This is a genomic window from Pseudoxanthomonas sp. GM95, assembly GCF_900109775.1.
GTDB lineage: Bacteria > Pseudomonadota > Gammaproteobacteria > Xanthomonadales > Xanthomonadaceae > Pseudoxanthomonas_A.
Genome location: NZ_FOAX01000002.1, coordinates 111,716 through 133,569, shown reverse-complemented (window position 1 = coordinate 133,569; position 21,854 = coordinate 111,716). Strand labels below are relative to the sequence as shown.

Below are 21,854 nucleotides of genomic sequence, written 5' to 3'. Positions count from 1 at the left end.
CGCATAATGGAGTCCAGTCAAGCCGGGAAGCCCGATGTCCGCACCGCTGTCGCCCCAACCGTCGTCCCCCTCGCCCGTGCGGCCCGTACTGCGCGCCGAGACACCGCCGCCGCGTTACTGGCGTCGTTGGACCAAGGACGCGCCGGAGTTGCAGGCGTCCAGCAGTGTGGAAGGCGACGCCGCTGACGCGCCTTCTTCGCCCGGCGCACCGGGCACGCCCGCGGCCCCGGCGGGCGGCGGCGATGCAGGCCAGCTCGAATCGCCGTATCGCGTCCTGATCGTCGAGGACGACCGCCCGCAGGCGCTGTTCGCCCAGAGCGTGCTGCATGGCGCCGGCATGCTGGCCGAAGTGGAGATGGATGCCGAGAACGTCATCGACAGCATCCAGCGCTTCGTGCCGGACCTGCTGCTGATGGATCTGCACATGCCAGGTCGCGACGGCATGGCGCTGACCATGGCGATCCGCGAGCGCGCTGAGTACGTCGACCTGCCGATCGTGTTCCTCACCGGCGATCCGGATCCGGAAAAGCAGTACGAAGTGCTGGACAGCGGCGCCGACGACTTCCTGACCAAGCCGATCCGCCCGCGCCACCTGATCGCCGCGGTCTCCAACCGCATCCGTCGCATGCGCCAGCGCAGCCCGGTGCAGGTCATCGCCAGCGCCGCTCCCGAAGCCACCCAGGCACCGCAAGACCTTAGCGCCGAGACCGGCCTGCACACCCGCAGCTACGTGCAGCAGCAGCTGGGTTCGGCCTTGGAAGAACACGCCGACGGCGGCCTGTTCTTCATCGAGATCGCCGGCGCCCTGGGCCTGCGCGAGCGCTACGGCTACGCCAATTACGAACAGCTGATGGTGCAGGCCGCGCGCCAGCTCTCGGCCTTCGCCGCGCCGCAGCCGCTGGCCCGCCTCAACGACAACAGCTTCCTGGCCGTGGCTCGCGGCCTGTCGCGCGACGCGCTGGAAGGCTTCGCCCGCTCACTGCACGACCAGCTGGCGAAGGTGTCGCTGCCGGTGCGTGGCACCGAGACCATCCAGCTGCGCGCGATCATCGGCTACACCGAACTCAACCTGGGGTTCGCCGACCGCGACGCCGCCATCGAGGCTGCCGAACAGGCCACGGTGAAGGCCCGCGCGCTGCCCGGCCATGTTGCCGCGCACGTGCCGGCACCGTCGGCCAAGGAACAGGCCCGCGCCTCGCTGGCCGACACCACGCTGGAACTGCTGTTCCAGCCCATCGTGTCGGTCGCCGGCGGGGACCAGGCCCAGTTCCAGGTGCTGATGCGCCTGCGCCAGGCCGACGGCACGCTGCTGCCGGCCGCGCAGGTGGTGCCGGCGGCGGAACTGTCTGGTGACATCGTCGACCTGGATCGCCAAATCGTCGGCCGTGCGCTGGACCTGATCGCGCGCCGCCAGGTCGAAGGCGCCAGCATGAAGCTGTTCGTCTCGCAGTCGCCGCAGACCCTGGCGCGCAGCGACGCAGCCGAGTGGCTGCTGGCGGAAATCTCGCGCCGCGGCATCGAAGCCGCTTCGCTGGTGGTCGATATCCGCCTGTCCGACGCGCTGATCCACACCATGGCGCTGCGCGACTTCACCCAGGCGCCGATGCAGTCCGGCGTGCAGTTCTGCCTGAGCCAGTTCGAGCCGGGCGCCGAAGCCGAATCGCTGCTCTCGCTGCTGCCGTTGAGCTACCTGCGCGTGTCCAGCCGCTTCGCCGGCGCGCACAAGGACGCCACGCTGCGCGGCCAGCTGCGCACCACCATTGACCTGGCCCACCGCCAGAACCTGCTGGTGATCGGCCAGCAGATCGAGGATCCGCAGGCTGCTGCGGCCATGTGGATGGGCGGCGTCGACTTCATCCAGGGCAACCTGGTGCAGGGCGTCGGCGAAGACCTGGGCTTCGACTTCCATAACGCGGTCCTCTAACGGTGTCCGCACCTGGACGTGCGGCGCTGATGTCATGGCTCGGAGCGGCCGCGGCCGCTGTTCTGCTGGTGGCCCTGTGGCTGGACCTGTCGATGGTCCCGGGCCCGTGGTTGCTGGTGGCGTTTTCCGCAGGCGTTGCGGCGTTGCTGGCCACGGTGGCGACCCTGGTGATGCTGCACAGCGTGGCCCGCCATTCCGAAGCGGCTGATGCGCGCGCGGCCATCGCCGAATCCGAGCGCCAGATGACCCAGCGCGAGGTGGAGCGCCTGGGTCGCATGGAAGGCGAGCTCACGCACGCCAAGCAGGCGGCCGAATCGGCAGTGCTGGCTAAGGGCGAGTTCCTGGCCACGATGAGCCACGAGATCCGCACCCCGCTCAACGGCATCGTGCCGATGCTGGAACTGCTCTCGCGTTCGGCCCTGGCGGCAGATCAGCGCCAGCTGCTGCTGACTGCCAGCAGCTCGTCGCAGGCCTTGCTGCGCATCGTCGACGACATCCTGGACTACTCCAAGCTGGAGGCGAACAAGCTCGAACTGGAGAGCACGCCGTTCAACCTGCGCGAGGTGCTGGAGCAGGTGATGCAGCTGATGCAGCGCCCGGCCGAAAACCGCGGCCTGCGCCTGGGCTTGCAGCTGGACCCCCAGGTCCGCCTGCCGGTACGCGGCGATCCGCTGCGCCTGCGCCAGGTGCTGACCAACCTGATCGGCAACGCGATCAAGTTCACCGAGCGCGGCTCGGTCACCCTGGTGGCGCGCCGCCTGGGCGAAACCGGCGCCCAGCACCTGCTGCGGTTCGAAGTCCGCGACACCGGCATCGGCATCGATGCCGATGCGCAGGCGCGGCTGTTCAGCTCGTTCAGCCAGGCCGACGCTTCGACCACACGCCTGTTCGGCGGCACCGGCCTGGGCCTGGCGATCTGCAAGCGCATCGTCGACCTGATGGGAGGGCGCATCGCGGTGGTGTCCGAAGCGGGGCGCGGCTCGACCTTCTGGTTCGAAATCCCGCTGCTCAAGGCCATCGGCGACCTGCCCACGCCGGAAACCACTCCTGGCCAGGCCCGCGTACTGCTGGTCACGCCCGACCCGCTGCTGCGCTCGCGCCTGGCCAGCCTGATGGGTCAGTGGGGCATCTCGCTGCAGTGCGTGGACAACACGCAGGAAGCGCTGGAGCGCCTGCGCACCTACTCGGCCGGCTTCACCACGGTGGTGGCCGACTACGCCGGCGTGCGCAGCAGTGCGCGAGCGCTGCACCGCGCCCTGGGCCGGGCCTTCATCGAGTCCGGCACCCAGCTGGTCTGGCTGTACGGCGACGAGCCGGTGCCGGAGGAACAGCGCAACGGCGCGACCCTGCTGCCACGCCTGGCCCACGAATCCGACCTGCGCGCCCTGCTCAGCAGCACGCCGGCCTCAGCAGCCACAACCCCGACGGTGCAGTCGCTGCCGCTACCCGAGCCGGAGCAGTTCTTCACGTCCGCGCCCCTGGTCGGCGCCAGCGAGCCCGCGCCGCAGCAGCCGGCCGCGATCGACGGACGCCGCCTGTTGCTGGTGGAAGACAACCCGGTCAACCTCGCCGTGGCCGAAAAGATCCTGGAGTCGCTGGGCTTCAGCGCCGACCACGCCGGCAACGGCATCGTGGCGCTGGAAAAGATGGGCCGCACGCGCTATCCGCTGGTCCTGATGGACTGCCAGATGCCGCTGCTCGACGGCTATACGGCCACGCGCCGCTGGCGCGAGCAGGAGGCCGAACGCGGCGAGCCGCGCATGCCGATCGTTGCGATGACCGCCAACGCGATGGCGGGCGATCGCCAGCGCTGCCTGGATGCAGGCATGGACGATTACCTCTCCAAACCCGTGTCGCGCCATCTGCTGGAAAAGTGCCTGCGCCAGTGGCTACCGCCGATGGAGGCCGCCGCAGCGCCCGAAGCCGTTGCCCCGCAGACCAGCGCAGCGGCCGCGCCGCCTGCATTCGCCAGCGTGCCAGCGCCGGTCGAAGCCGCTCCTGCACCTTTCGTGGAAGAGACCATGCCGCCGCCTGCCGCCTCCGCCGCCAGTGGCGCCGTCATCGCCCTGGACACCAGCGTGCTGGACGAGCTGGCCGAGGTCACCGGCCCTGGCCTGGCCCGCATCATTCATGTCTTCCTGGAAGACGCGCCGCGCTTGATCAGTGAGCTGGAAACGGCCTCGGCCATTCCAGACCTGGACGCCATGCGCGCTGCTGCCCACTCACTCAAGTCCTCCAGCGCCAACATGGGCGCGATGGCGCTGTCCGCTGCGGCCAAGCGCATCGAACTGGGCGCACGCGAACAGCGCCTGGACCGCCCTGCAGTGGCGGTGGCGCTGGTCATCGCGGAATTTGCCCGGGCCAAGGTCGCGCTGCAGGGCTATCTGGTGCGCCTGCAGGGCGCCGGCAACGCGGCTCAGTCGTCAAGCTTCGTCAACAGGTAGTTCGGCTCGCCGATGCGGCCGATGAGATCCAGCTGGGTGTCCAGCCAATCGATCCATTCCTCTTCCTTGTCGAGGATATCGACCAGCAGCTGGCGGCTGACGTAGTCGCTCACCGTTTCGCAGTAGGCCACCGCGTCGCGCAGGACAGGCACCGCCTGCGTGCCGGCCAACGCCAGGTCGCACTCGAACATCTCGCGCGGGTTCTCACCGATGCGCAGCTTGCCCAGCGCCTGGAAGTTCGGCAGGCCTTCCAGAAACAGGATGCGGTCGGCCAACTTGTCGGCCTGCTTCATCTCGACGATGGACGCCTTGTAGGAGTGCTCGGAGAGCTCCATCAACCCCCAGTTCTTGAGCATCTTGGCGTGTAGGAAATACTGGTTGATCGCGGTCAACTGGTCGAAAAGGACCTTGTTGAGGAATTCGATGACCTTGGCGTCGCCTTTCATCGTCATGGCCTGTGCTGTGTGGAATGCGCAGCAGGATAGCCGCCCTCATGGCGGCATGATGAAACGCGAATCGTGATCAGTTCGACGTGCGACGCGCCGGCATCGCGAGCAACCTTCAGGCGGCGAGCGCGTCGCCCAGCATCGGCAGCGGGAAGCCCGCTACGGCGTGATGTTCGGCGAGAATGTCGCCGGCCATGTCCAGACAGCTGCCACAGGTGCTGCCGGCGCCGGTGCGCATCGTCAGCTCGGACACAGTGCGGCAACCGTTGGCAGCGGCTTCGCGGATCTGGTGGTCGGTGACTCCATTACAGATGCAGACGTACACGGCGATGGCTTGGACTGCTGCAGGCCGGAACGGCCCGAAGCCATTCAAACGCGAATGCGAATGGGTGTCAATTGCCAGAAGGGATCGAGCCTGAACCATCACGCCGCCGGCCTGAACGGTTGCGCGGCCGCTGGTGACTGCGGGCCGCCGCCGGGTCCACCGGGCGCCGGTCCAGCCGCGGCATCGGCACCGCCTGCGTGCCCGCCACGATCCGGGCCAATGGCGCCAGATGATCCAGCGCGCGGGCGTAGACGCCCCGCTTGAACATCACGACGTGTTCCATCGGATACCAGAAATCCACCCAGCGCCAATGGTCGAACTCGGGCGTCTCGGTCAGGTCCAGCCGGACATGGTGGTCTTCGCACACCATCTGCAGCAGGAACCACACCTGCTTCTGGCCGATGCACACATGGCGCTCGTTGCGGCGCACAGCCCGGTGCGGCAACCGGTAGCGGAGCCAGCCAGGGGTAGCGCCCAGGACCTCGACATGCTCGGGGAGCAGGCCGGTTTCCTCGCGCAGTTCGCGGTACATGGCCTCGACCGGCGTCTCGTCCGTGTTCATGCCGCCCTGCGGAAACTGCCAGCCATCCCGGCGCACGCGACGTGCCCAGAAGACCTTCCCTTGCGGATGCATCAGCACGATGCCGACGTTGGGTCGGTAACCGTCCGGATCGATCACGACGCGGACTCCTGAAAATCTACTGAGTCCGAATGTGCCACGGTCGGGCCGGCGCCTCAACCCGCAAAGAAGACGTTGACAGACCGCCTCCGAATACCCAGAATTACCGGCTCATTGCGCGGCTATGTAGCTCAGCCGGTTAGAGCACAGCACTCATAATGCTGGGGTCGGTGGTTCGAGTCCACCCATAGCCACCACGCGATCGAAGGCAGCACTAGGCAAGGCTGGAAATCCGAAAGCAATTCGGGCTCCGGCTTTTTTTGTGCCCGAATCAAAGCAGAGCCCCCGACTCTGCGATTCCTTCACCCCATCGCACACAACGGTGTTTCGCCCGGGCGCAAGGTCAGTACGCGCACGCCGGTGCGGGTGACGGCGACGGTGTGTTCGAACTGTGCCGACAGCTTGCCGTCGCGGGTATAGACCGGCCATTGGTCGGGCCGGTGGCGGATCGCGGCCTTGCCCTGGTTGAGCATGGGCTCGATGGTGAACGTCATACCCTCTTCGAGGACCAACCCGGTGCCGGGCCGGCCGACGTGCTGGATCTGCGGGTCTTCGTGCATCTCCCGGCCGATGCCGTGGCCGCAGTATTCCTTGACCACGCTGTAGCCCTGGCCTTTGGCGTAATGCGCGATGGCGTGGCCGATGTCGCCCAGGCGCGCGCCGGGACGCACGGCGGCGATGCCTTTCCACATCGCCTGATAGGTGGCCGACACCAGCCGGCGCGCTGCGTAATCGACCTCGCCAATCAGGTAGGTGGTGCTTGAATCGGCGATGTAGCCGTCCTTCTCCAGCGTGATGTCCAGGTTGACGATCTGGCCGCTGCGCAGCACGTCCTCGTGCGCGGGCATGCCGTGGCAGACCACGTCGTCGATCGAGGCGTTGAGCACATAGGGAAAATCGTACTGGCCCTTGCTGGCAGGCCGCGCCTTCAGCTCATCGACGATCATGCGCTCGACGAAATCGTTGACCTCCATCGTGCTCATGCCTTCCAGCTTGAGCCTGCCGAGCGCGTCGAACACCTGCGCCAGCAACGCGCCAGCCCTGGCCATCAAGGCCAGCTCGGCGGCGCTCTTGATCATGCCCGGCCTGCGCGCAAGGCCTGTGGCTGGACCCCGGCGGCGCGCAACTCGTTGGCAACGATCTCCTGGAAGCTCTGGTCCGGATGCATCTCGCACAGCATCCCGACCTTGATCCAGAAATTGGCCTGCGCGTTGATGGAGCGGCTGCTGACCGTGCAGGCACGACGCAGCTGGTCGTGCAGTTCGTCGTCGATGTTGACGATGCCCATGGCGGGCTCCTGAGCCTGGAATATACGAATCGTATATGTTTCGCATATTCAGCTCAAGCCGACGCCTTGCACGGCGCACTGACGCTCAACAAGAGAAGCCCGCACAAGGCGGGCTTCCGGTGCAGCGAACTGGGCGCGGTCCTGCCATTGATCGACAAGGCCACGCATCAGCCGATCAGGCGTCCTTCGATGCCGCCTGCTTGCGCACGTCGTCGCGCATCTCGAACCACATGCCGTTGAGGATGGCGAAGAACGCTGCAAGGCTCACACCGAGAATCCAGGCGAAGTACCACATGGAAATTGGCTCCTTGAGAAGGGGATCAGTAGGCGCTGGGATTGCGCGACAGGTCGTCGTCGCCGACCTTGCCGCGCAGCACGCGGTACACCCAGGCGGTGTAGGCCAGGATGATCGGCAGGAAAATCGCCGTGGCCACCAGCATGATGAACAACGTCATGTGGCTGGATGAGGCATCCCACACCGTGAGGCTGGAACGCGGGTCCAGTGAGGACGGCAGCAGGAAGGGAAACACCGCCACGCCCTCGGTCAGGATGATCGCGGCGATGCCAGCGCCCGAGGCGAGGAAAGCAGGCAGTTCGCGTCCTGCCCGCAGCAGAGCCGCACAGCCCAGAAACGCGACCACGCCCAGCACCGGGAAGATCCAGGTCCACGGCATCGCGTGGTAGTTGGCCATCCACGCGCCGGCGACCACGTCGACCTGCTTGGCCAGCGGGTCGGACGGGCCGGCCGGATCCAGTGCACCGACCAGCGCATAACCCTTGATGCCCAGCGCCAGCCAGACGCCAGCCAGGGCGAACAACACCGCCGCGGCCAGTGCGGCCAGGCTGCCGAAGCGGCGCGCGCGGGCATTGATCTCGCCGCTGGTCTTGATCACCAGCATGCCGGCGCCGTGCGCGGCCAGCATCGCCACGCTCACCAGGCCGCACAGCACCGGGAAGGGCATCAGCAGGCCGAACAGATCGCCCTGGTAGTGCGGCCGCAGCGCATCGTCGAACTGGAACGGTGCCCCGACCAGCACGTTGCCCATCGCCACGCCGAACACCAGCGCCGGCACCAAGCCCGCGCCGAACAGCACCCAGTCCCACGCGGCGCGCCAGGTGGGATGTTCGACCTTGCTGCGGAACTTGAAGCCGACCGGCCGCAGGATCAGCGCCACCAGGATCAGGAACATCGCAAGGTAAAAGCCGGAAAAGCTGACCGCATACAGCGCCGGGAACGCGGCGAAGATCGCGCCGCCGCCCAGGATCAGCCACACCTGGTTGCCCTCCCAGACTGGCCCAATGACATTGATGACGATGCGGCGCTCGCGGTCGGTGCGGGCCACCGCCGGCAGCAGCGTGGCCACGCCCAGGTCGAAGCCATCCATCACGGCGAAGCCGATCAGCAGGATGCCCAGCAGCAGCCACCAGATGAAGCGCAGGGTTTGGTAATCAAGCGGAATAGTGTCCATCGCAGGTCCTTCAGGCGTTGGCGGCGGCGAGCGGCGCGCCGGTGGTGTCGGGTTGGCGGCCACCGGCAACGTCGGTCGGCCCCTTGAGGATCGTCTTGCGCAGCAGGTAGACCTCGATCACCGCCAACGTGGTGTAGAGCGTCACGAAGATGGCCAGGCTGATCAGGATCTGGTGCAGCTTCAGGCCCGAGGCGGCGAAGAACGTCGGCAGCACGCCGTCGATGATCCACGGCTGGCGGCCGTACTCGGCCACGATCCAGCCGGCCTCGATCGCCACCCATGGCAGCGCCAGCGACCACACCGCGAGCTTCAGGAACCAGCGCTTCTCGTGCAGCGTGTGCTTGGTCGATAGCCAGAACGCCAGCGCGAAGAAGCCGATGAAGTAGAAGCCCAGGCCCGCCATCGCGCGGAAGAACCAGAACAGCGGCGCGACCCGTGGCACGGTATCGAACGCGGCCAGCTCGACCTGCTCGTCACTGGCGTTGCCGATGTCGTCGCGATAGCGCTTGAGCAGCAGGCCGTAGCCGAGGTCGTTCCAGTGTGCGTCGAAGGTTTTGCGCGCCTGCGCATTGGTGCGATCGGCGCGCAGGTCCTGCAGCGCGGCGTAGGCCTGCTGGCCACTGCGGATGCGCTCGCGGGCGCGATCCACCAGCGGCAGGATGCCCGGCATCTCGGTGTTGAACGAGCGCGTGCCGATCAGGCCCATCACCCAGGGAATGTGCACCGCGTAGTCATTGGTGCGCGTGTCCTGGTTGGGGATGGCGAAGGCGTTGAAACCGGCCGGCGCGGGTTCGGTTTCCCACATCGCTTCGATCGCGGCGAGCTTCATCTTCTGGTTTTCACCGGCGACGTAGCCACTCTCGTCACCCAGCACCACCACGCTCAACGAGGCGGCCAGGCCGAAGCTGGCGGCCACCGCCATCGAACGCTTGGCGAATTCCAGATGCCGGCCGCGCAGCAGGTACCACGCGCTGATCGCCATCACGAACACCGCCCCGCACACGTAGCCGGCGCTGACGGTATGCACGAACTTGGCCTGCGCCACCGGGTTGAACAGCACTGCGGCGAAGTCGGTGACTTCCATGCGCATGGTGTCCGGATTGAACTTGGCGCCAACCGGGTACTGCATCCAGCCGTTGGCGATCAGGATCCACAGCGCCGAGAAGTTCGAACCCAGCGCGACCAGCCAGGTCACCACCAGGTGCTGCACCTTGGACAGCTTGTCCCAGCCGAAGAAGAACAGGCCGATGAAGGTGGCTTCGAGGAAGAACGCCATCAAGCCTTCGATCGCCAGCGGCGCGCCGAAGATGTCGCCCACATATTGGCTGTAGTACGACCAGTTGGTGCCGAACTGGAACTCCATGACGATGCCGGTGGCCACGCCCATGGCGAAGTTGATGCCGAACAACGTGCCCCAGAACAGGGTCATGCGCCGCCAGACATCGCGGCCGGTCATCACGTAGACGCTTTCCATGATGGCGATGAGGAAGGACAGCCCCAGCGTCAGCGGGACGAACAGGAAGTGGTAGAGCGCGGTAAGTGCGAACTGCAATCTGCTGAGTTCGACGATGGTCATGTCAGGCATGGCGGCTGCGGCCCGGGGAGGAGATGGGCGCAGGATGCGCCGCAATCCCGGCGCCGGCCTTGATCTGGATCAAGGTGCCGACCGGCGGTGCGGGCGCACAATCGGGCCTTCGTTGCCCACGCGCCCCGCTTCCGCCAGGCCGACCATGACAGCCGCCGCTTCGCCCACCCTCCCGCAACAGCTGCAGGCCCTGACCCGCCCGGTGCGGGGCCGCCTGCGCCTGGCCGGGCTGGCCAACGGGCTGGCCGGCGTGGGCCTGGTCGCGCAGGCCGGCCTGATCGCCCTGGCCGCGCAGCGCGTGCTGGTCGACCATCGGCCGCTGGCCAGCGCCGTGCCGCTGCTGGGCGGGCTGCTGGCCGTGGCCAGCGTGCGTGCGCTGCTGCAGTGGCTTGCCCGGCGCCAGGCCGACGACGCCGTGGAAACCCTGCGCCACCGGCTGCGCCTGTCGGTGGTGCAGCGCCTGCAGGCGCGCGGCCCGCTGTGGCTGCGTCACCAGCGCGCGGGCGCATTGGCGGAACTGCCCGGCACGCACGTCGATGCGTTGGATGGTTACGTCGGCGGCTTCCTGATGGCGCGGATGGAAGTGACCTGGGTGCCGCTGGCGCTGCTGGTGGCGGTGTTCTGGGTGGACCGCATCGTCGGCGGCATCCTCCTGCTGACCTTGCCGCTGATCCCGCTGTTCATGGCGCTGGTGGGCTGGGGCGCGCAGGCCGCCAGCGAGCGTCAACTGGATGCGCTCACGCGGATGGGCGCGCACTTCGCCGATCGCCTGCGCGGGCTGGGCCTGATCCGCCTCTACGGCCGCGCGGCGAACGAACTGGATGGCGTGCGCGATGCCGCCGATGGCGTGCGCGAAGGCAGCCTGAAGGTGCTGCGCATCGCCTTCCTGTCGTCGGCGGTGCTGGAGTTCTTTGCCTCGATGGGCGTGGCGATGGTCGCGCTGTACCTGGGCCTGAGCTACCTGGGCATGCTCAGCCTACGCGCCGCGCCGCTGGATCTTGCGACCGGCCTGTTCTGCCTGCTGCTGGCGCCGGAGGTGTACGCCCCGCTGCGCCGGCTGGCCGCGCATTACCACGACCGGGCCGGCGCACTCGCAGCGATCACCCAGCTCAACACTGCGCTCGATGGCGACACGCCGAACGCAGCGCGCAGTGCCGCGCCTATCGCTTTACCTGCGGGCGTGTGCGTGCAGGCGCGTGAGCTGCGCCTGCGCCATGACGGCGCGGCCACGCCGGTGCTGGAACGGCTCACGTTCGACCTGCACACCGGCCAGCAGCTCGCGCTGGCCGGGCCCAGCGGCTGCGGCAAGAGCACGCTGCTGGAAGCGCTGGCCGGCTGGCTGCCGGCCGACGGCGGCGTACTGCTGCAGCGCGACGGTTTGCGCATCGGTTACGCAGCGCAGCGCCCGCACCTGTTCGCGGGTTCCATCGCCGACAACCTGCGCATTGCCGCGCCAGATGCCAGTGATGCGAAGCTGTACGCTGCCGCCGACGCCGCGCAGGTCATGGCCTTCGCCCAAGCACTGCCACGCGGCCTGGACACGCGCATCGGTGAAGGTGGCTTCGGCCTGTCCGGTGGCCAAGCGCGCCGCGTCGCCCTGGCCCGCGTGCTGCTGCAGGATCCGCAGCTGTTGCTGCTGGACGAACCCACCGCTTTCCTCGATGCGCAGACCGAGGCACGCCTGCTCGACGCGCTGCTGGCCTTTGCACAAGGCCGCTCGCTGGTGATCGCCACCCACAGCGAGGCGGTGATGCAGCGCATCGGCCAGGTGCTGTGGCTGCCCGATGGCCAACAACGCCCATTGCGGAGAGCCGCATGAACACCTTGCTCGGCCTGCACCGCCGCGGGATCGCGCTGACCTTGCTCCTGCTCACGGTGACGCTGCTGGCCGGCACGGCGCTGCTTGGCCTGGCCGGTCACTTCCTCACCGCTGCGTCGCTGGCCGGCGTCGGCGCGCTGGGCTTCAACCTGTTCGGGCCGTCGGCCGGCATCCGCGGGCTGACCTTCGTGCGCATCCTCTCGCGCTATGGCGAAAAACTGATCGGCCACGACGTCACCCTGCGCATCGGCCGCGACCTGCGCCTGGACTTCTTCCGCCGCGCGCTGCCGCTTGCGCCGCTGGGTTTGGGCGGCCTGCGCACCGGCACGCTGCTTGCGCAGCTGGTTTCGGATATCGAGCGGGTCGAAGGCGGCCTGGTGCGCGCGATCGGCCCGCTGGTCGCACTGGCGCTGCTGGTGCTGGTGGCCTGTGGCGTCGCCGCGCTTGCGCTGCCGTGGATGGGCGTGGTCCTGCTGATCGCCTGCACGCTGCTGGCCGGCTTGCTCCCGTGGCTGACCACGCGCGGCGCACGCACGCAGGAACACGCCCGCGAACACGCCCGCGCAACCCTGCGCGCCGATGTGCTCGATGCGGTGCAGGGCGCGACCGACCTGGCCGCGCTGCACGCAGGCGACACGTGGTTCGCGCGCATCGATGCGGCCAGCCAGGCCCTGGCCCGCAGCGAGCGCCAGCGCAAGCAGCGCCTGGCGCTGGGCACGCTGGCCCACGGCCTGGTCACCGCAGCCACGCTGGCGACCGTGCTGGGCCTGCTGCTGGCGGCGGCTTCAGACGGCGTGCTCACGGCGCCGGCCGCCGCCGGCCTGTTCTTCATGGTCGTGGCCACGCTGGAAGCCTGCGCCGGCGCTTCACTGGCCTGGCGCGAACTGCAGGCCGCGCGTGGCGCAAAGCATCGGCTCGATGCCACGGTCTCGCCCGCGCCGGCCATCGTCGATCCCACCATGCCCCATTCGGTGCCCGCGCACGCGACGATGGAGTTGCACGACGTCGGCTTCCATTGGCCCGGCCGCACGCAGCGCGTGCTCGATCACGTCGACCTGTGCATCGCGCCCGGTGCGCGCATTGCCATCACCGGTGACAGCGGCGCGGGCAAGAGTTCGCTGCTGGCGCTGCTGCTGCGCCTGTGCGATCCCGATGCCGGCCAGCTGCGCTACGGCGGGCACGATGTGCGCGACTTAGCCCAGGCCGACTGGCATCGGCAGATCGCCTGGCTGCCGCAGGACGCGCCGGTGTTCGCCGGCAGCGTGCGCGACAACCTGCGCCTGGGCGATGCCGGCGCCGATGACACACGCCTGTGGCAGGTGCTGGCGCAGGTGCAACTGGAAGCGTTGGTGCGCGGCCTGCCCGGCCAGCTCGACGCCTGGATCGGCGAACACGGCCGCACGCTCTCGGCCGGCCAGGCGCGCCGCATCGCCCTCGCGCGCGCCCTGCTGCGCGATGCGCCGCTCCTGATCCTCGACGAACCCACCGAAGGCCTGGACGTGGACACCGCCCACGCATTGCTGGCCGATGTCGCCCGTGCCAGCCACGGCCGAAGCCTCATCGTGATCACCCACGACACTTTGCCCGAGGGCATCGTCGAGCAGCGCTACTTGCTGCGCGAAGGCCGGCTGCAGCTAGCATGATCCACGCGACATCCGGACGCTTCCGCAGTTGGGGTGAGCACCCCACTGCACCACCGCGCAGCGCCCACGTTCACCCGCCAGCAGGCACGCGCATCACTGCCGCGCGCTAGAGTTCGAGCCTCTCCACGCCACGCTGCCGCACATGCACGATCCCGCCCGCGTCCGCCAGCTCGACGAAAAGATCTGCAAGCTGATCTGCCCGATTTCCGCGGCGATGGTCGGCGTCTGCCTGACCGGTGTCGGCCTGCTGCACGTTGCCCTGGCGGTCAATCAAAAGGCGACCCTCGCCGACGACCTCCTTTCATGGGATGCGGTGATCTTCCTGATCGCCACGCTGGTGTCCTACTTCGCCCTGCGCACCAACGCGCGCAGCCACCGGCTCGAACAGATCGCCGATGTCGCCTTCATCGTCGCGATGGTGCTGCTGACCGCAGCCTGCCTGTACATCACCTACAGCATCAATCCGTAACTGCGTAACGAAACATCGAAATCATCCGCGCTCGATCACCGCTGGCGCTGCGGGTGCAGGCTGTTCGTGAATCTCGATCTTCGTGTCCACATCCGGAGCGGTTCGCGCCAATTCGATGATCTCTTCGGCCGACATGCCAGCGATGCGATCCTTGATGCGGCCGGCAGACAACGATTGGAGCGCCGGGTTACCTACCACGTCGTAAACGCTGTTGGTTCCCACAAGATTAAGTTGAAGCATCGCGCCGGCCAGCGCTCCCTGCTTGCTTCTGGGCAGCGCCTTCATCATCTGATTGAAACTTGCATTCGCTGTTTGTTCCGAACTAGCGTCAATGCGTACTGGCTCGCGCGCCTGCGCCATGCCCACGATCGCAGCCAGGCACAACATCGCCCAGATCCTTCTGATTTTCATGCCGCTTCCTTTGTTTGTTCGATGGGAGCATGCCTCGGCAATGCGCCAATCACAAACCGGATGCAGGCGATCAGGCCGCCGCGGCCAGCAACTCCAGCTTCTTCCGATCCAGCAGCTGCACGGTGTGCGGGTCGGGCGTGGCGATCAGGCCTTCGCCGCGCAGTTTGGTGAAGCAGCGGCTCACCGTCTCAATGGTCAGGCCCAGATAGTCGGCGATGTCGGTACGGGTCATCGGCAGGGCGACGACGGCGTCATCCAGGCCTTGCCGCTGACGACGCTGGACCATGTCCAGCAGGAAGCCGGCCAGGCGTTCGGGCGGGGTCATGCGGGCCAGCGCCATCAGCTTGTCGCGCGTGGCATCGAGTTCGATGCAGGCGCGCTGCATCAGCTCGTGCTCCAGCCCGTGGTAGGTCGCGCACAGGGTGCGCATGCCTTCGTGCGAGACCGCACACAGGGTGCTGTCGGTGATCGCCTCGATGGTGTGGCGGTAATGGGTGGCGCTGCTGAAGCCGATGTAGTCGCCCGGCATCAGGAAGCCGGCCACCAGCCGGCGGCCATCGGCCAGGGTCCGGGTGCGGCGCAACGCGCCGGTTTGCACGGTAAACACATAACGCCGCAGGTCGCCTTCGCGCGCCAGCAATTCGCCGGCGTGCAGGCGGGTGTCGCCGGTGAGTTGTTCCAGTGCGCTGGCCTGGTCGGCCGGCAACGCGGTGCACACGGCCAGGTGGCGCACCAGGCAGACCCGGCAGCCGTGGCCCGCTTCAGGGGCTTCGACCATGCCCAGTTCGGCCACGCCAGGCCCGGGGGAATTGCGGTGGATACGCAGGCTGCTCATGGGTCTGCCGGCCTCCAGTCCGGTTCGGCACCGGCCATGATACGCCCCGCCGCCGGGTGAACCGCCCGTCGCGCGGCCGGCACGGCGGGCCCGGATCGGTTACCATGCGCGCGCTTCGCTTTAGCGGCAGTCGTGTTTCCCCTGAAGGGATCTTGCGGCGTTGCATGGGCCTTTCGCCCGCCTCGCCCACCTTCCTCCGACGCCTTCTCGCTTCGCAAAGACGGCCTTGCCACTGTCGGCAGCGCCGCCAAATAGTTACTCGACGCGCGGTTAGGGAACGCTTCGGGCAACAACACGCACTTCCAGCGGTTTTTTCGCGACACGTGGCGCCTTCAGTGCGCCGCGTTTGTGGCGTTTTTGCCGTCCGGCCGCGCGTGCTTCCGGAGCTATCCAATGTCCTTTGAAAACCTGGGGCTTGCCCCGTTCCTGCTGCGTGCGCTGGCCGAGCAGGGCTATGAAAACCCGACCCCGATCCAGGAACAGGCGATCCCGCTGGCCCTGGACGGCCGCGACCTGATGGCTGGCGCGCAGACCGGCACCGGCAAGACCGCCGCGTTCGGCCTGCCGCTGCTGCAGCACCTGGGCACCAACCCGCAGGAAGTCACCCGTGGCCCGCGCAAGCCGCGCGCCCTGGTGCTGACCCCGACCCGTGAGCTGGCCACCCAGGTCCACGACAGCCTGCGTGACTACAGCAAGTACCTGCGCATCCCGTCGGCCACCATCTACGGCGGCGTCGGCATGGGCCCGCAGCTGGACACCCTGCGCCGTGGCGTTGACCTGGTGATCGCCTGCCCGGGCCGCCTGATCGACCACCTGGAGCGTCGCAGCGTCGACCTGTCGGGCATCGAGATCCTGGTGCTGGACGAAGCTGACCGCATGCTCGACATGGGCTTCCTGCCGTCGATCAAGCGCATCCTGGCCAAGCTGCCGCGCCAGAACCGCCAGACCCTGCTGTTCTCGGCCACCTTCGACGACAACATCAAGTCGCTGGCCCGCGAGTTCATGAACGACCCGCTGGAAATCCAGGTCACGCCGAAGAACACCGTCGCCGAGACCATCACCCACCGCGTGCATCCGGTCGACACCGCGCGCAAGCGCGAGCTGCTGCTGCACCTGCTGGCCGAGGATTCGCGCATCCAGACCCTGGTGTTCGCCAAGACCAAGCACGGCAGCGACAAGCTGGCGCTGTTCCTGGAGAAGGCCGGCATCCAGGCCGCCGCGATCCACGGCAACAAGAGCCAGTCCCAGCGCCTGCGCGCGCTGCGCGACTTCAAGGCCGGCAAGGTGACCGTGCTGGTGGCCACCGACATCGCTGCCCGCGGCATCGACATCGACCAGCTGCCGAAGGTCATCAACTTCGACCTGCCGATGGTGGCCGAGGACTACGTGCACCGCATCGGCCGTACCGGCCGCAACGGCTCCACCGGTGAGGCGGTGTCGCTGGTCGCCCAGGAAGACGCCAAGCTGCTGCGCCAGATCGTGCGTCTGCTCAACCGCGACCTGGACATCAAGGACGTGCCGGGCTTCGTGCCGCAGACCCCGATCCGCTGGGGCAACAGCGCCCCGGGCAAGGCTGAGCAGCCGGGCGGCAACCGTCCGCCGCGTCGCCACGACCGTCGCCCGCACGGCGATGCCCCGCGCCACGCCCATGCAGGTCCAAAGCAGCACGGCGGCCCGCGTCCGGGCGGCGCCGGCAACGGCCGTCGCGCAGGCGGTGGCGGGCAGCGTTCCAGCCAGCCGCGTCGCGCCGACTGATCTTTGAAACCGCCAGCGCACTCCGTTTGCACGGGGTGCGCCGGCCGCCGAGAATTCGTCCATGGATATCTTCAAGGTCTTCACCCTGGAAGCCGCGCATCGCCTGCCCAACGTGCCCGAAGGGCACAAGTGCGCGCGCCTGCACGGGCATTCGTTCCGCATCGAGATCCACCTCTCTGGCCCGCTGGACCCGCATACCGGGATGGTCATGGACTTCGCTGACGTCAAGGCGGCCTTCAAGCCGCTCTACGACCGGCTGGACCATCACTACCTCAACGATATCGAGGGCCTGGACAACCCGACCAGCGAGCGCATCGCCGAGTGGATCTGGGATCACCTCAAGCCGGCGCTGCCGCTGCTGAGCCAGGTCGTGGTCCACGAGACCTGCACCGCGGGCAGTCGCTACCGCGGACCGAGCGCAAACTGACGGAAACACAGCAAGGGGAGCCGCAAGGCTCCCTTTTTGTTCAGGCCCAACGACCGTTCGTCGGCCGGCTTCGACCTACGTTGCATTGCACCAAAACCGGGGGTATGCTGCGTCGCAACATCACTCCGCAAGCGACACGCGACAGGGATGGCAAGACACCGCGCCGGCGCACCGCGCCACGCAACCCCGAATTTGTGTGGGTCCCTCCCCCCGCACAAATCCAAGCCCGACAGGTCCCTCCCCCTGTCGGGCTTTTTTTATGCGTCGCGCTTGGAAGGGCAAAGGCGCGTCGGTCTTCCGCAGGCCCAAACGCATCGCTGCTTCGCACGAACGCAGCCAACCCAAGGACGCCACGCAAAGCCAGCCCGCCTATGTCCGCCGCCTGTGGCGAAGTGCGGCGTAGAATCGCGGTCATGTCATTTGCCAGCCAGACCCTCTCAGGGACCAAGCCCGAGCAGTACGCGCAGTTGCTGGACCAGGCGCGCGGCCTGATGTACGGCGAGACCGACCGCATCGCCAATGCGGCCAACCTCTCGGCCCTGCTGTTCAACGCCCTGCCCGACTTCAACTGGGCCGGCTTCTATTTCTATGACGGCACCGAACTGGTGGTCGGCCCGTTCCAGGGCCTGCCGGCCTGCGTGCGGATCAAACTGGACAAGGGCGTCTGCGGCGCCGCGGCCAGCACCCGCCAGACCCAGCGCGTGCACGACGTGGAAGCCTTCCCGGGCCACATCGCCTGCGATGCGGCCTCGCGTTCGGAGCTGGTCGTCCCCCTGGTGAAAGACGGCGCGCTGATCGGCGTGCTGGACATCGACAGCCCCTCGGTCGGTCGCTTCGACGAAGACGACCAACGCGGGATCGAAGCCATCGCCGCCGCCTGGATCGAGACCCTGCCATGAGCACCACGCAGCTACGCAACATCGGCCCCAAGTCCGCTGCGTGGCTGCGCCAGGTGGGCCTGCGCACGGAGGAAGACCTGCGCAGCGCCGGTGCGGTGGACGCCTTCATGAAGGTCAAGCGCGCCGGCTTCCGGCCCAGCCTCAACCTGCTCTACGCGCTGGAAGGCGCGCTGCGCGGCTGCCACTGGCAGGAAGTGCCCGAGGCGCGGCGCCAGGAAATGGTGCAGGAAGTGGAAGTCGCCTCGGCCGCGCTGCCGCCGCCCCGGGGCCGCCCGGCTGCCGCGCCGGTGACCACCACCAACCACGGCAGCGATGAAGGCGGCAGCGCGCCGTCGTTCGATTTCCTCGACAGCCCCGGTCGCGACGACGACTGAGCCGGGCCCACGGCCCGCAGTGCGATCGCGTACACTCTGCGCCGCTTTCAGGTGACCCCACGCGCAGCCACACGCGCGGCGGGTTGAAACGGGAAGCCGGTGAGTCCTATGGACGGACGATTCCGGCGCTGCCCCCGCAACGGTAAGCGAGTCATGCCAACGCATCGGCCACTGTGCGCACCACGCACGGGAAGGCGCCGCGGCGGAAGTGTCGCCACTTCCAACTCGCAAGCCCGGAGACCGGCCTGAAGCACGGATTCACCACGAATCCATCACCGGTTGCGATGCGGAGGGCGTCGCGCGTGCCGCGCCGCGTCCACGCGTGCGCTGTCCGCCTGCACTCCTTCGTCCGCGGCTTCCCCTGCTTTCCATGCGCGCGGGGCGCGCGACGGAGTTGAACATCCCCATGAAGACCACCCTGCTTTCCCTGGCCATCGCGCTGGGCCTGCCTGCCATCGCCTCGGCCGCCACCGGCGACAACGCCACCGACCTGGATCAGGTCTCGGTCACCGGCACCCGCACCGAAGTCGCCGTCCAGGACAGCCTGGTGCCGGTGCAGGTCATCTCGCGCGAGGAGATCGAGCGCAGCCAGGCCACCTCGCTGCCCGACCTGCTGGCCGGCCGCGCCGGCATCAACATCGCCAACCAGGGCGGCCCGGGCAAGCTGACCAGCGTGTTCCTGCGCGGCACCGAATCGGATCACGTGCTGGTGCTGGTCGACGGCGTGCGCATCGGCTCGGCCAGCGCAGGCCTGGCCGCGTTCCAGGACCTGCCGGTGACGCAGATCGAGCGCATCGAAATCGTGCGCGGTCCGCGCTCCAGCCTGTACGGCTCGGAAGCCATCGGCGGCGTGATCCAGATCTTCACCCGCACCGGCGGCCAGGGCCTGACCACCTACGCCCAGGCCGGCTTCGGCACCCACGACCTGCGCAACCACAGCGCCGGCTTCAGCTATCGCGGTGAGCGCGGCTGGCTGTCGGCCAACGCCGGCTACCAGGAAACCGACGGCATCAACGCCTGCCGCGGCACCGCCGGTAATGCCGACGCGCCGTTCGGCGCCGGCTGCTACGCCGATGAGCCCGACCGCGACGGCTACAAGAACACCTCGTTTGGCCTGCGCACCGGCATCAACGTGACCGACACGCTGAGCCTGGAAGCCAACTTCCTCAACGCCGACAGCACCAACGAATACGACGGCAGCGCCTTCGGCGGCAACGAAGCGGAAAACCTGCAGCGCGTCTCCGGCGGCAAGCTGCGCTGGGCGCCGTCCGACGCCTTCACCCTGACCGTGCAGGCCGGCCGCGCCGAAGACCAGTCCGACAACTATTACGCCGATGGCGACGCCGGCACGCGCAGCTACGTCAGCACCTTCGACACCCGTCGCGACACCGCCTCGGCCCAGGCCGATTACACCTTCGCACCGGGGCAGATCATCACCCTGGGCGGCGATTGGCAGAACGACGAAGTCACCAGCAACACCCCGTTCGATGTCGAGAACCGCGACAACACCGGCGTGTTCGCCGAGTACCAGGGCAGCTTCGGCGCCCATTCGCTGCAGGCCTCGGTGCGCAACGACGACAATGAGCAGTTCGGCTCGCACACCACCGGCAGCCTGGGCTATGGCTTCGGCTTCGGTAACGGCTTCAAGTTCACCGCGAGCGCCGGCACCGGCTTCAAAGCGCCGACCTTCAATGACCTCTATTACCCGGGCGGCTTCGGCAACCCGGAGCTGAAGCCGGAGAAGAGCAAGTCGCTCAACCTGGGCCTGGCCCAGTACGGGCAGGGGTGGAACTGGACCTTCAATGCCTATGAAACCCGCATCGACGATCTGATCGGTTACGACACCGCCTTCAACCTGGTCAATGTCGACAAGGCCAAGATCCGCGGCGCCGAGCTGACCGGTTTCGTCTCGCTGTATGGCGTGGACATCAACGCGCAGATCAGCCACACCGATCCGCGCAACGACAGCGACGGCAGCATCAACAAGGACAACTGGCTGGCCCGCCGCGCACGCGATACCGCGCGCCTGGACCTGGACTACGCCATCGGTGACTTCCGCCTGGGCCTGACCGGCAACGGCTACGGCCACCGCTTCGACGACGCGGCCAATACCGCGCGCCTGGCCGGCTACGGCACCCTGGACGTGCGCCTGGAATACGCGCTGTCCAGCGACTGGACCCTGCAGGCCAAGGCCGCCAACGTGTTCGACAAGGACTACGAAACCATCCAGTGGTACAACCAGCCGGGCCGCGAGTACACCGTCAGCGTGCGCTGGCAGGCCAGGCAGCAGTAAGCCTTTCGCTTCACGCGGATGGGTAATGAAAAAGCCGGCAGCGATGCCGGCTTTTTTCGTTCCTGCGAATGTCGCGCTGTGCGCTGCGGTCAGGCGACGTCGAGCAGCGCGGGCATCGTGTCGATCACGGCAAACGCGCCGGCGGCATCCAGGTCCAGCGACTTGGGATAGCCGTAGCGCACCAGGACCAGCGGCACGCCGGCGTTGTGGGCCGCATGGGCGTCGCTTTCCGAATCGCCGACCATCAATGCGCTTTTTGCTTCGACGCCGAACTGCTGGCACAGGTGCCAGAGCGGCTCCGGCGCGGGCTTGCGCTGCGGCAGCGTGTCGCCGCCGACGATGCCGTCGAAGTAGTGCAGCAGGCCGCGCGCTTCCAGCAGCGGACGCACGAACTGCTCGGGCTTGTTGGTGCACACCGCCAGCTTGACGCCCTGCCCATGCAGCGCCGCCAGCGTGTCTTCCACGCCCGGATAGGCCTGGCCATCCAGCGCGGTATCGCCGTAATGCTTGAGGAAGCCGGGCATGACGTCATCGATCGCCGCATCGCTTCCAGCAGCACGCATCGCGTAGGTGATGAGCTGGCGCGAGCCTTCGCCGATCCAGTTGGTGATCTGTGCAAGATCGTAGTTGGGCAGTTTCCAGTCGGTGAGCGTGCGGTTGACCGCTTCGGCGATGTCCGGCGCGCTATCCACCAGCGTGCCATCCAGGTCGAAGATCACCAGCGGATGCGGAAAGGACAACGGCGTGCTCCAGCGCGGACGGGGAGCGG

At 67.7% G+C, this 21,854-nt stretch carries 20 protein-coding genes, 1 tRNA gene, 1 pseudogene and 1 riboswitch; of the genes and pseudogenes, 11 read left to right on the top strand and 11 right to left on the bottom strand.

What is annotated here, in order from left to right:
* Positions 1 to 34: 34 nt before the first annotated feature.
* Entirely contained in the window at positions 35 to 1,924 is a 1,890-nt protein-coding gene (locus BMZ17_RS08755) for an EAL domain-containing protein (RefSeq protein WP_093138226.1), read from the top strand.
* A 29-nt stretch (positions 1,925 to 1,953) separates the two neighbouring features.
* Positions 1,954 to 4,368 carry a hybrid sensor histidine kinase/response regulator gene (locus BMZ17_RS08750; protein ID WP_093139505.1) on the top strand — a complete coding sequence of 805 codons (2,415 nt, stop codon included), beginning with the start codon at positions 1,954 to 1,956 and terminating at the stop codon, positions 4,366 to 4,368.
* Here BMZ17_RS08750 and bfr read toward each other — a convergent pair.
* The 3 genes and pseudogenes from bfr to BMZ17_RS08735 form a co-directional block, all read right to left on the bottom strand.
* Positions 4,341 to 4,814 (bottom strand): bacterioferritin, encoded by a 474-nt coding sequence (gene bfr, locus BMZ17_RS08745; RefSeq protein WP_093139502.1) that lies wholly within the window; start codon positions 4,812 to 4,814, stop codon positions 4,341 to 4,343. The genes BMZ17_RS08750 and bfr overlap by 28 nt on opposite strands.
* 115 nt (positions 4,815 to 4,929) lie before the next feature.
* The gene (locus BMZ17_RS08740) at positions 4,930 to 5,139 is read right to left on the bottom strand and encodes a (2Fe-2S)-binding protein (protein WP_093138225.1); all 210 of its coding nucleotides are present in this window, start codon (positions 5,137 to 5,139) and stop codon (positions 4,930 to 4,932) included.
* 199 nt (positions 5,140 to 5,338) lie between these two features.
* Positions 5,339 to 5,818, bottom strand: a pseudogene (locus BMZ17_RS08735) (RNA pyrophosphohydrolase); the annotation flags it as partial.
* Between the two features lie 120 nt (positions 5,819 to 5,938).
* Between BMZ17_RS08735 and BMZ17_RS08730 the strand changes: the two are divergent.
* A tRNA-Met gene (locus BMZ17_RS08730) sits at positions 5,939 to 6,015 on the top strand.
* Between the two features lie 105 nt (positions 6,016 to 6,120).
* Here the strand turns inward: BMZ17_RS08730 and map are convergent.
* The 5 genes from map to BMZ17_RS08705 all read right to left on the bottom strand — a co-directional run bounded on the left by map (position 6,121) and on the right by BMZ17_RS08705 (position 10,160).
* The gene (gene map, locus BMZ17_RS08725; protein WP_093138223.1) at positions 6,121 to 6,897 is read right to left on the bottom strand and encodes a type I methionyl aminopeptidase; all 777 of its coding nucleotides are present in this window, start codon (positions 6,895 to 6,897) and stop codon (positions 6,121 to 6,123) included.
* On the bottom strand, positions 6,894 to 7,106 hold the full coding sequence (locus BMZ17_RS08720; protein WP_093138222.1) for a ParD-like family protein: 213 nt from the start codon (positions 7,104 to 7,106) through the stop codon (positions 6,894 to 6,896). Before BMZ17_RS08720 ends, map begins: the two co-directional genes overlap by 4 nt.
* A gap of 175 nt (positions 7,107 to 7,281) precedes the next feature.
* Positions 7,282 to 7,401, bottom strand: coding sequence for a cytochrome bd-I oxidase subunit CydX (cydX, locus tag BMZ17_RS08715; protein WP_093138221.1), 120 nt, complete (start codon positions 7,399 to 7,401; stop codon positions 7,282 to 7,284).
* Positions 7,402 to 7,426: 25 nt separating this feature from the next.
* Positions 7,427 to 8,575, bottom strand: a complete 1,149-nt coding sequence (cydB, locus tag BMZ17_RS08710) for a cytochrome d ubiquinol oxidase subunit II (RefSeq protein WP_093139500.1) — start codon at positions 8,573 to 8,575, stop codon at positions 7,427 to 7,429.
* 10 nt (positions 8,576 to 8,585) lie between these two features.
* Positions 8,586 to 10,160 carry a cytochrome ubiquinol oxidase subunit I gene (locus tag BMZ17_RS08705; protein WP_093138220.1) on the bottom strand — a complete coding sequence of 525 codons (1,575 nt, stop codon included), beginning with the start codon at positions 10,158 to 10,160 and terminating at the stop codon, positions 8,586 to 8,588.
* A gap of 145 nt (positions 10,161 to 10,305) precedes the next feature.
* On the opposite strand from BMZ17_RS08705, the gene cydD reads away from it, so the two are divergent.
* From cydD to BMZ17_RS08690, 3 genes are all read left to right on the top strand, one after another.
* Positions 10,306 to 11,979, top strand: a complete 1,674-nt coding sequence (gene cydD, locus BMZ17_RS08700) for a thiol reductant ABC exporter subunit CydD (RefSeq protein ID WP_093138219.1) — start codon at positions 10,306 to 10,308, stop codon at positions 11,977 to 11,979.
* On the top strand, positions 11,976 to 13,622 hold the full coding sequence (gene cydC, locus BMZ17_RS08695; RefSeq protein ID WP_093138218.1) for a thiol reductant ABC exporter subunit CydC: 1,647 nt from the start codon (positions 11,976 to 11,978) through the stop codon (positions 13,620 to 13,622). Before cydD ends, cydC begins: the two co-directional genes overlap by 4 nt.
* 142 nt (positions 13,623 to 13,764) lie before the next feature.
* Complete coding sequence (locus BMZ17_RS08690) at positions 13,765 to 14,091, top strand: hypothetical protein (RefSeq protein ID WP_093138217.1); 327 nt, start codon at positions 13,765 to 13,767, stop codon at positions 14,089 to 14,091.
* A gap of 21 nt (positions 14,092 to 14,112) precedes the next feature.
* Here BMZ17_RS08690 and BMZ17_RS08685 read toward each other — a convergent pair whose 3' ends face one another.
* Both BMZ17_RS08685 and BMZ17_RS08680 read right to left on the bottom strand, forming a co-directional pair.
* A complete protein-coding gene (locus BMZ17_RS08685; protein WP_093138216.1) occupies positions 14,113 to 14,502 on the bottom strand; it encodes a DUF6694 family lipoprotein in 390 nt (129 codons plus the stop codon).
* Positions 14,503 to 14,572: 70 nt separating this feature from the next.
* Positions 14,573 to 15,337, bottom strand: coding sequence for a Crp/Fnr family transcriptional regulator (locus BMZ17_RS08680; RefSeq protein ID WP_093138215.1), 765 nt, complete (start codon positions 15,335 to 15,337; stop codon positions 14,573 to 14,575).
* Positions 15,338 to 15,730: 393 nt separating this feature from the next.
* Between BMZ17_RS08680 and BMZ17_RS08675 the strand changes: the two genes are divergently transcribed.
* The 5 genes from BMZ17_RS08675 (at position 15,731) to btuB (ending at position 21,085) form a co-directional block, all read left to right on the top strand.
* A complete protein-coding gene (locus BMZ17_RS08675) occupies positions 15,731 to 17,092 on the top strand; it encodes a DEAD/DEAH box helicase (RefSeq protein WP_093138214.1) in 1,362 nt (453 codons plus the stop codon).
* 61 nt (positions 17,093 to 17,153) lie between these two features.
* Entirely contained in the window at positions 17,154 to 17,519 is a 366-nt protein-coding gene (gene queD, locus BMZ17_RS08670) for a 6-carboxytetrahydropterin synthase QueD (RefSeq protein WP_093138213.1), read from the top strand.
* Positions 17,520 to 17,932: 413 nt separating this feature from the next.
* Positions 17,933 to 18,418 (top strand): GAF domain-containing protein, encoded by a 486-nt coding sequence (locus BMZ17_RS08665; protein ID WP_093138212.1) that lies wholly within the window; start codon positions 17,933 to 17,935, stop codon positions 18,416 to 18,418.
* Entirely contained in the window at positions 18,415 to 18,792 is a 378-nt protein-coding gene (locus BMZ17_RS08660; RefSeq protein ID WP_093138211.1) for a TfoX/Sxy family protein, read from the top strand. Before BMZ17_RS08665 ends, BMZ17_RS08660 begins: the two co-directional genes overlap by 4 nt.
* 32 nt (positions 18,793 to 18,824) lie before the next feature.
* Positions 18,825 to 19,056: riboswitch (cobalamin riboswitch) on the top strand.
* A 142-nt stretch (positions 19,057 to 19,198) separates the two neighbouring features.
* Entirely contained in the window at positions 19,199 to 21,085 is a 1,887-nt protein-coding gene (btuB, locus tag BMZ17_RS08655; RefSeq protein ID WP_093138210.1) for a TonB-dependent vitamin B12 receptor, read from the top strand.
* A gap of 89 nt (positions 21,086 to 21,174) precedes the next feature.
* Here the strand turns inward: btuB and gph are convergent, their stop codons facing one another.
* Entirely contained in the window at positions 21,175 to 21,825 is a 651-nt protein-coding gene (gph, locus tag BMZ17_RS08650) for a phosphoglycolate phosphatase (RefSeq protein WP_093138209.1), read from the bottom strand.
* Positions 21,826 to 21,854 lie beyond the last annotated feature (29 nt).

Excerpts from the sequence above, each read along its gene's own strand:
- BMZ17_RS08755 (WP_093138226.1), top strand. The coding sequence starts at position 35 with ATGTCCGCACCGCTGTCGCCCCAACCGTCGTCCCCCTCGCCCGTGCGG.
- BMZ17_RS08750 (WP_093139505.1), top strand. The coding sequence starts at position 1,954 with ATGTCATGGCTCGGAGCGGCCGCGGCCGCTGTTCTGCTGGTGGCCCTG.
- bfr (WP_093139502.1), bottom strand. The coding sequence starts at position 4,814 with ATGAAAGGCGACGCCAAGGTCATCGAATTCCTCAACAAGGTCCTTTTC.
- map (WP_093138223.1), bottom strand. The coding sequence starts at position 6,897 with ATGATCAAGAGCGCCGCCGAGCTGGCCTTGATGGCCAGGGCTGGCGCG.
- BMZ17_RS08720 (WP_093138222.1), bottom strand. The coding sequence starts at position 7,106 with ATGGGCATCGTCAACATCGACGACGAACTGCACGACCAGCTGCGTCGT.
- cydX (WP_093138221.1), bottom strand. The coding sequence starts at position 7,401 with ATGTGGTACTTCGCCTGGATTCTCGGTGTGAGCCTTGCAGCGTTCTTC.
- cydB (WP_093139500.1), bottom strand. The coding sequence starts at position 8,575 with ATGGACACTATTCCGCTTGATTACCAAACCCTGCGCTTCATCTGGTGG.
- BMZ17_RS08705 (WP_093138220.1), bottom strand. The coding sequence starts at position 10,160 with ATGCCTGACATGACCATCGTCGAACTCAGCAGATTGCAGTTCGCACTT.
- cydD (WP_093138219.1), top strand. The coding sequence starts at position 10,306 with ATGACAGCCGCCGCTTCGCCCACCCTCCCGCAACAGCTGCAGGCCCTG.
- cydC (WP_093138218.1), top strand. The coding sequence starts at position 11,976 with ATGAACACCTTGCTCGGCCTGCACCGCCGCGGGATCGCGCTGACCTTG.
- BMZ17_RS08690 (WP_093138217.1), top strand. The coding sequence starts at position 13,765 with ATGCACGATCCCGCCCGCGTCCGCCAGCTCGACGAAAAGATCTGCAAG.
- BMZ17_RS08685 (WP_093138216.1), bottom strand. The coding sequence starts at position 14,502 with ATGAAAATCAGAAGGATCTGGGCGATGTTGTGCCTGGCTGCGATCGTG.
- BMZ17_RS08680 (WP_093138215.1), bottom strand. The coding sequence starts at position 15,337 with ATGAGCAGCCTGCGTATCCACCGCAATTCCCCCGGGCCTGGCGTGGCC.
- BMZ17_RS08675 (WP_093138214.1), top strand. The coding sequence starts at position 15,731 with ATGTCCTTTGAAAACCTGGGGCTTGCCCCGTTCCTGCTGCGTGCGCTG.
- queD (WP_093138213.1), top strand. The coding sequence starts at position 17,154 with ATGGATATCTTCAAGGTCTTCACCCTGGAAGCCGCGCATCGCCTGCCC.
- BMZ17_RS08665 (WP_093138212.1), top strand. The coding sequence starts at position 17,933 with ATGTCATTTGCCAGCCAGACCCTCTCAGGGACCAAGCCCGAGCAGTAC.
- BMZ17_RS08660 (WP_093138211.1), top strand. The coding sequence starts at position 18,415 with ATGAGCACCACGCAGCTACGCAACATCGGCCCCAAGTCCGCTGCGTGG.
- btuB (WP_093138210.1), top strand. The coding sequence starts at position 19,199 with ATGAAGACCACCCTGCTTTCCCTGGCCATCGCGCTGGGCCTGCCTGCC.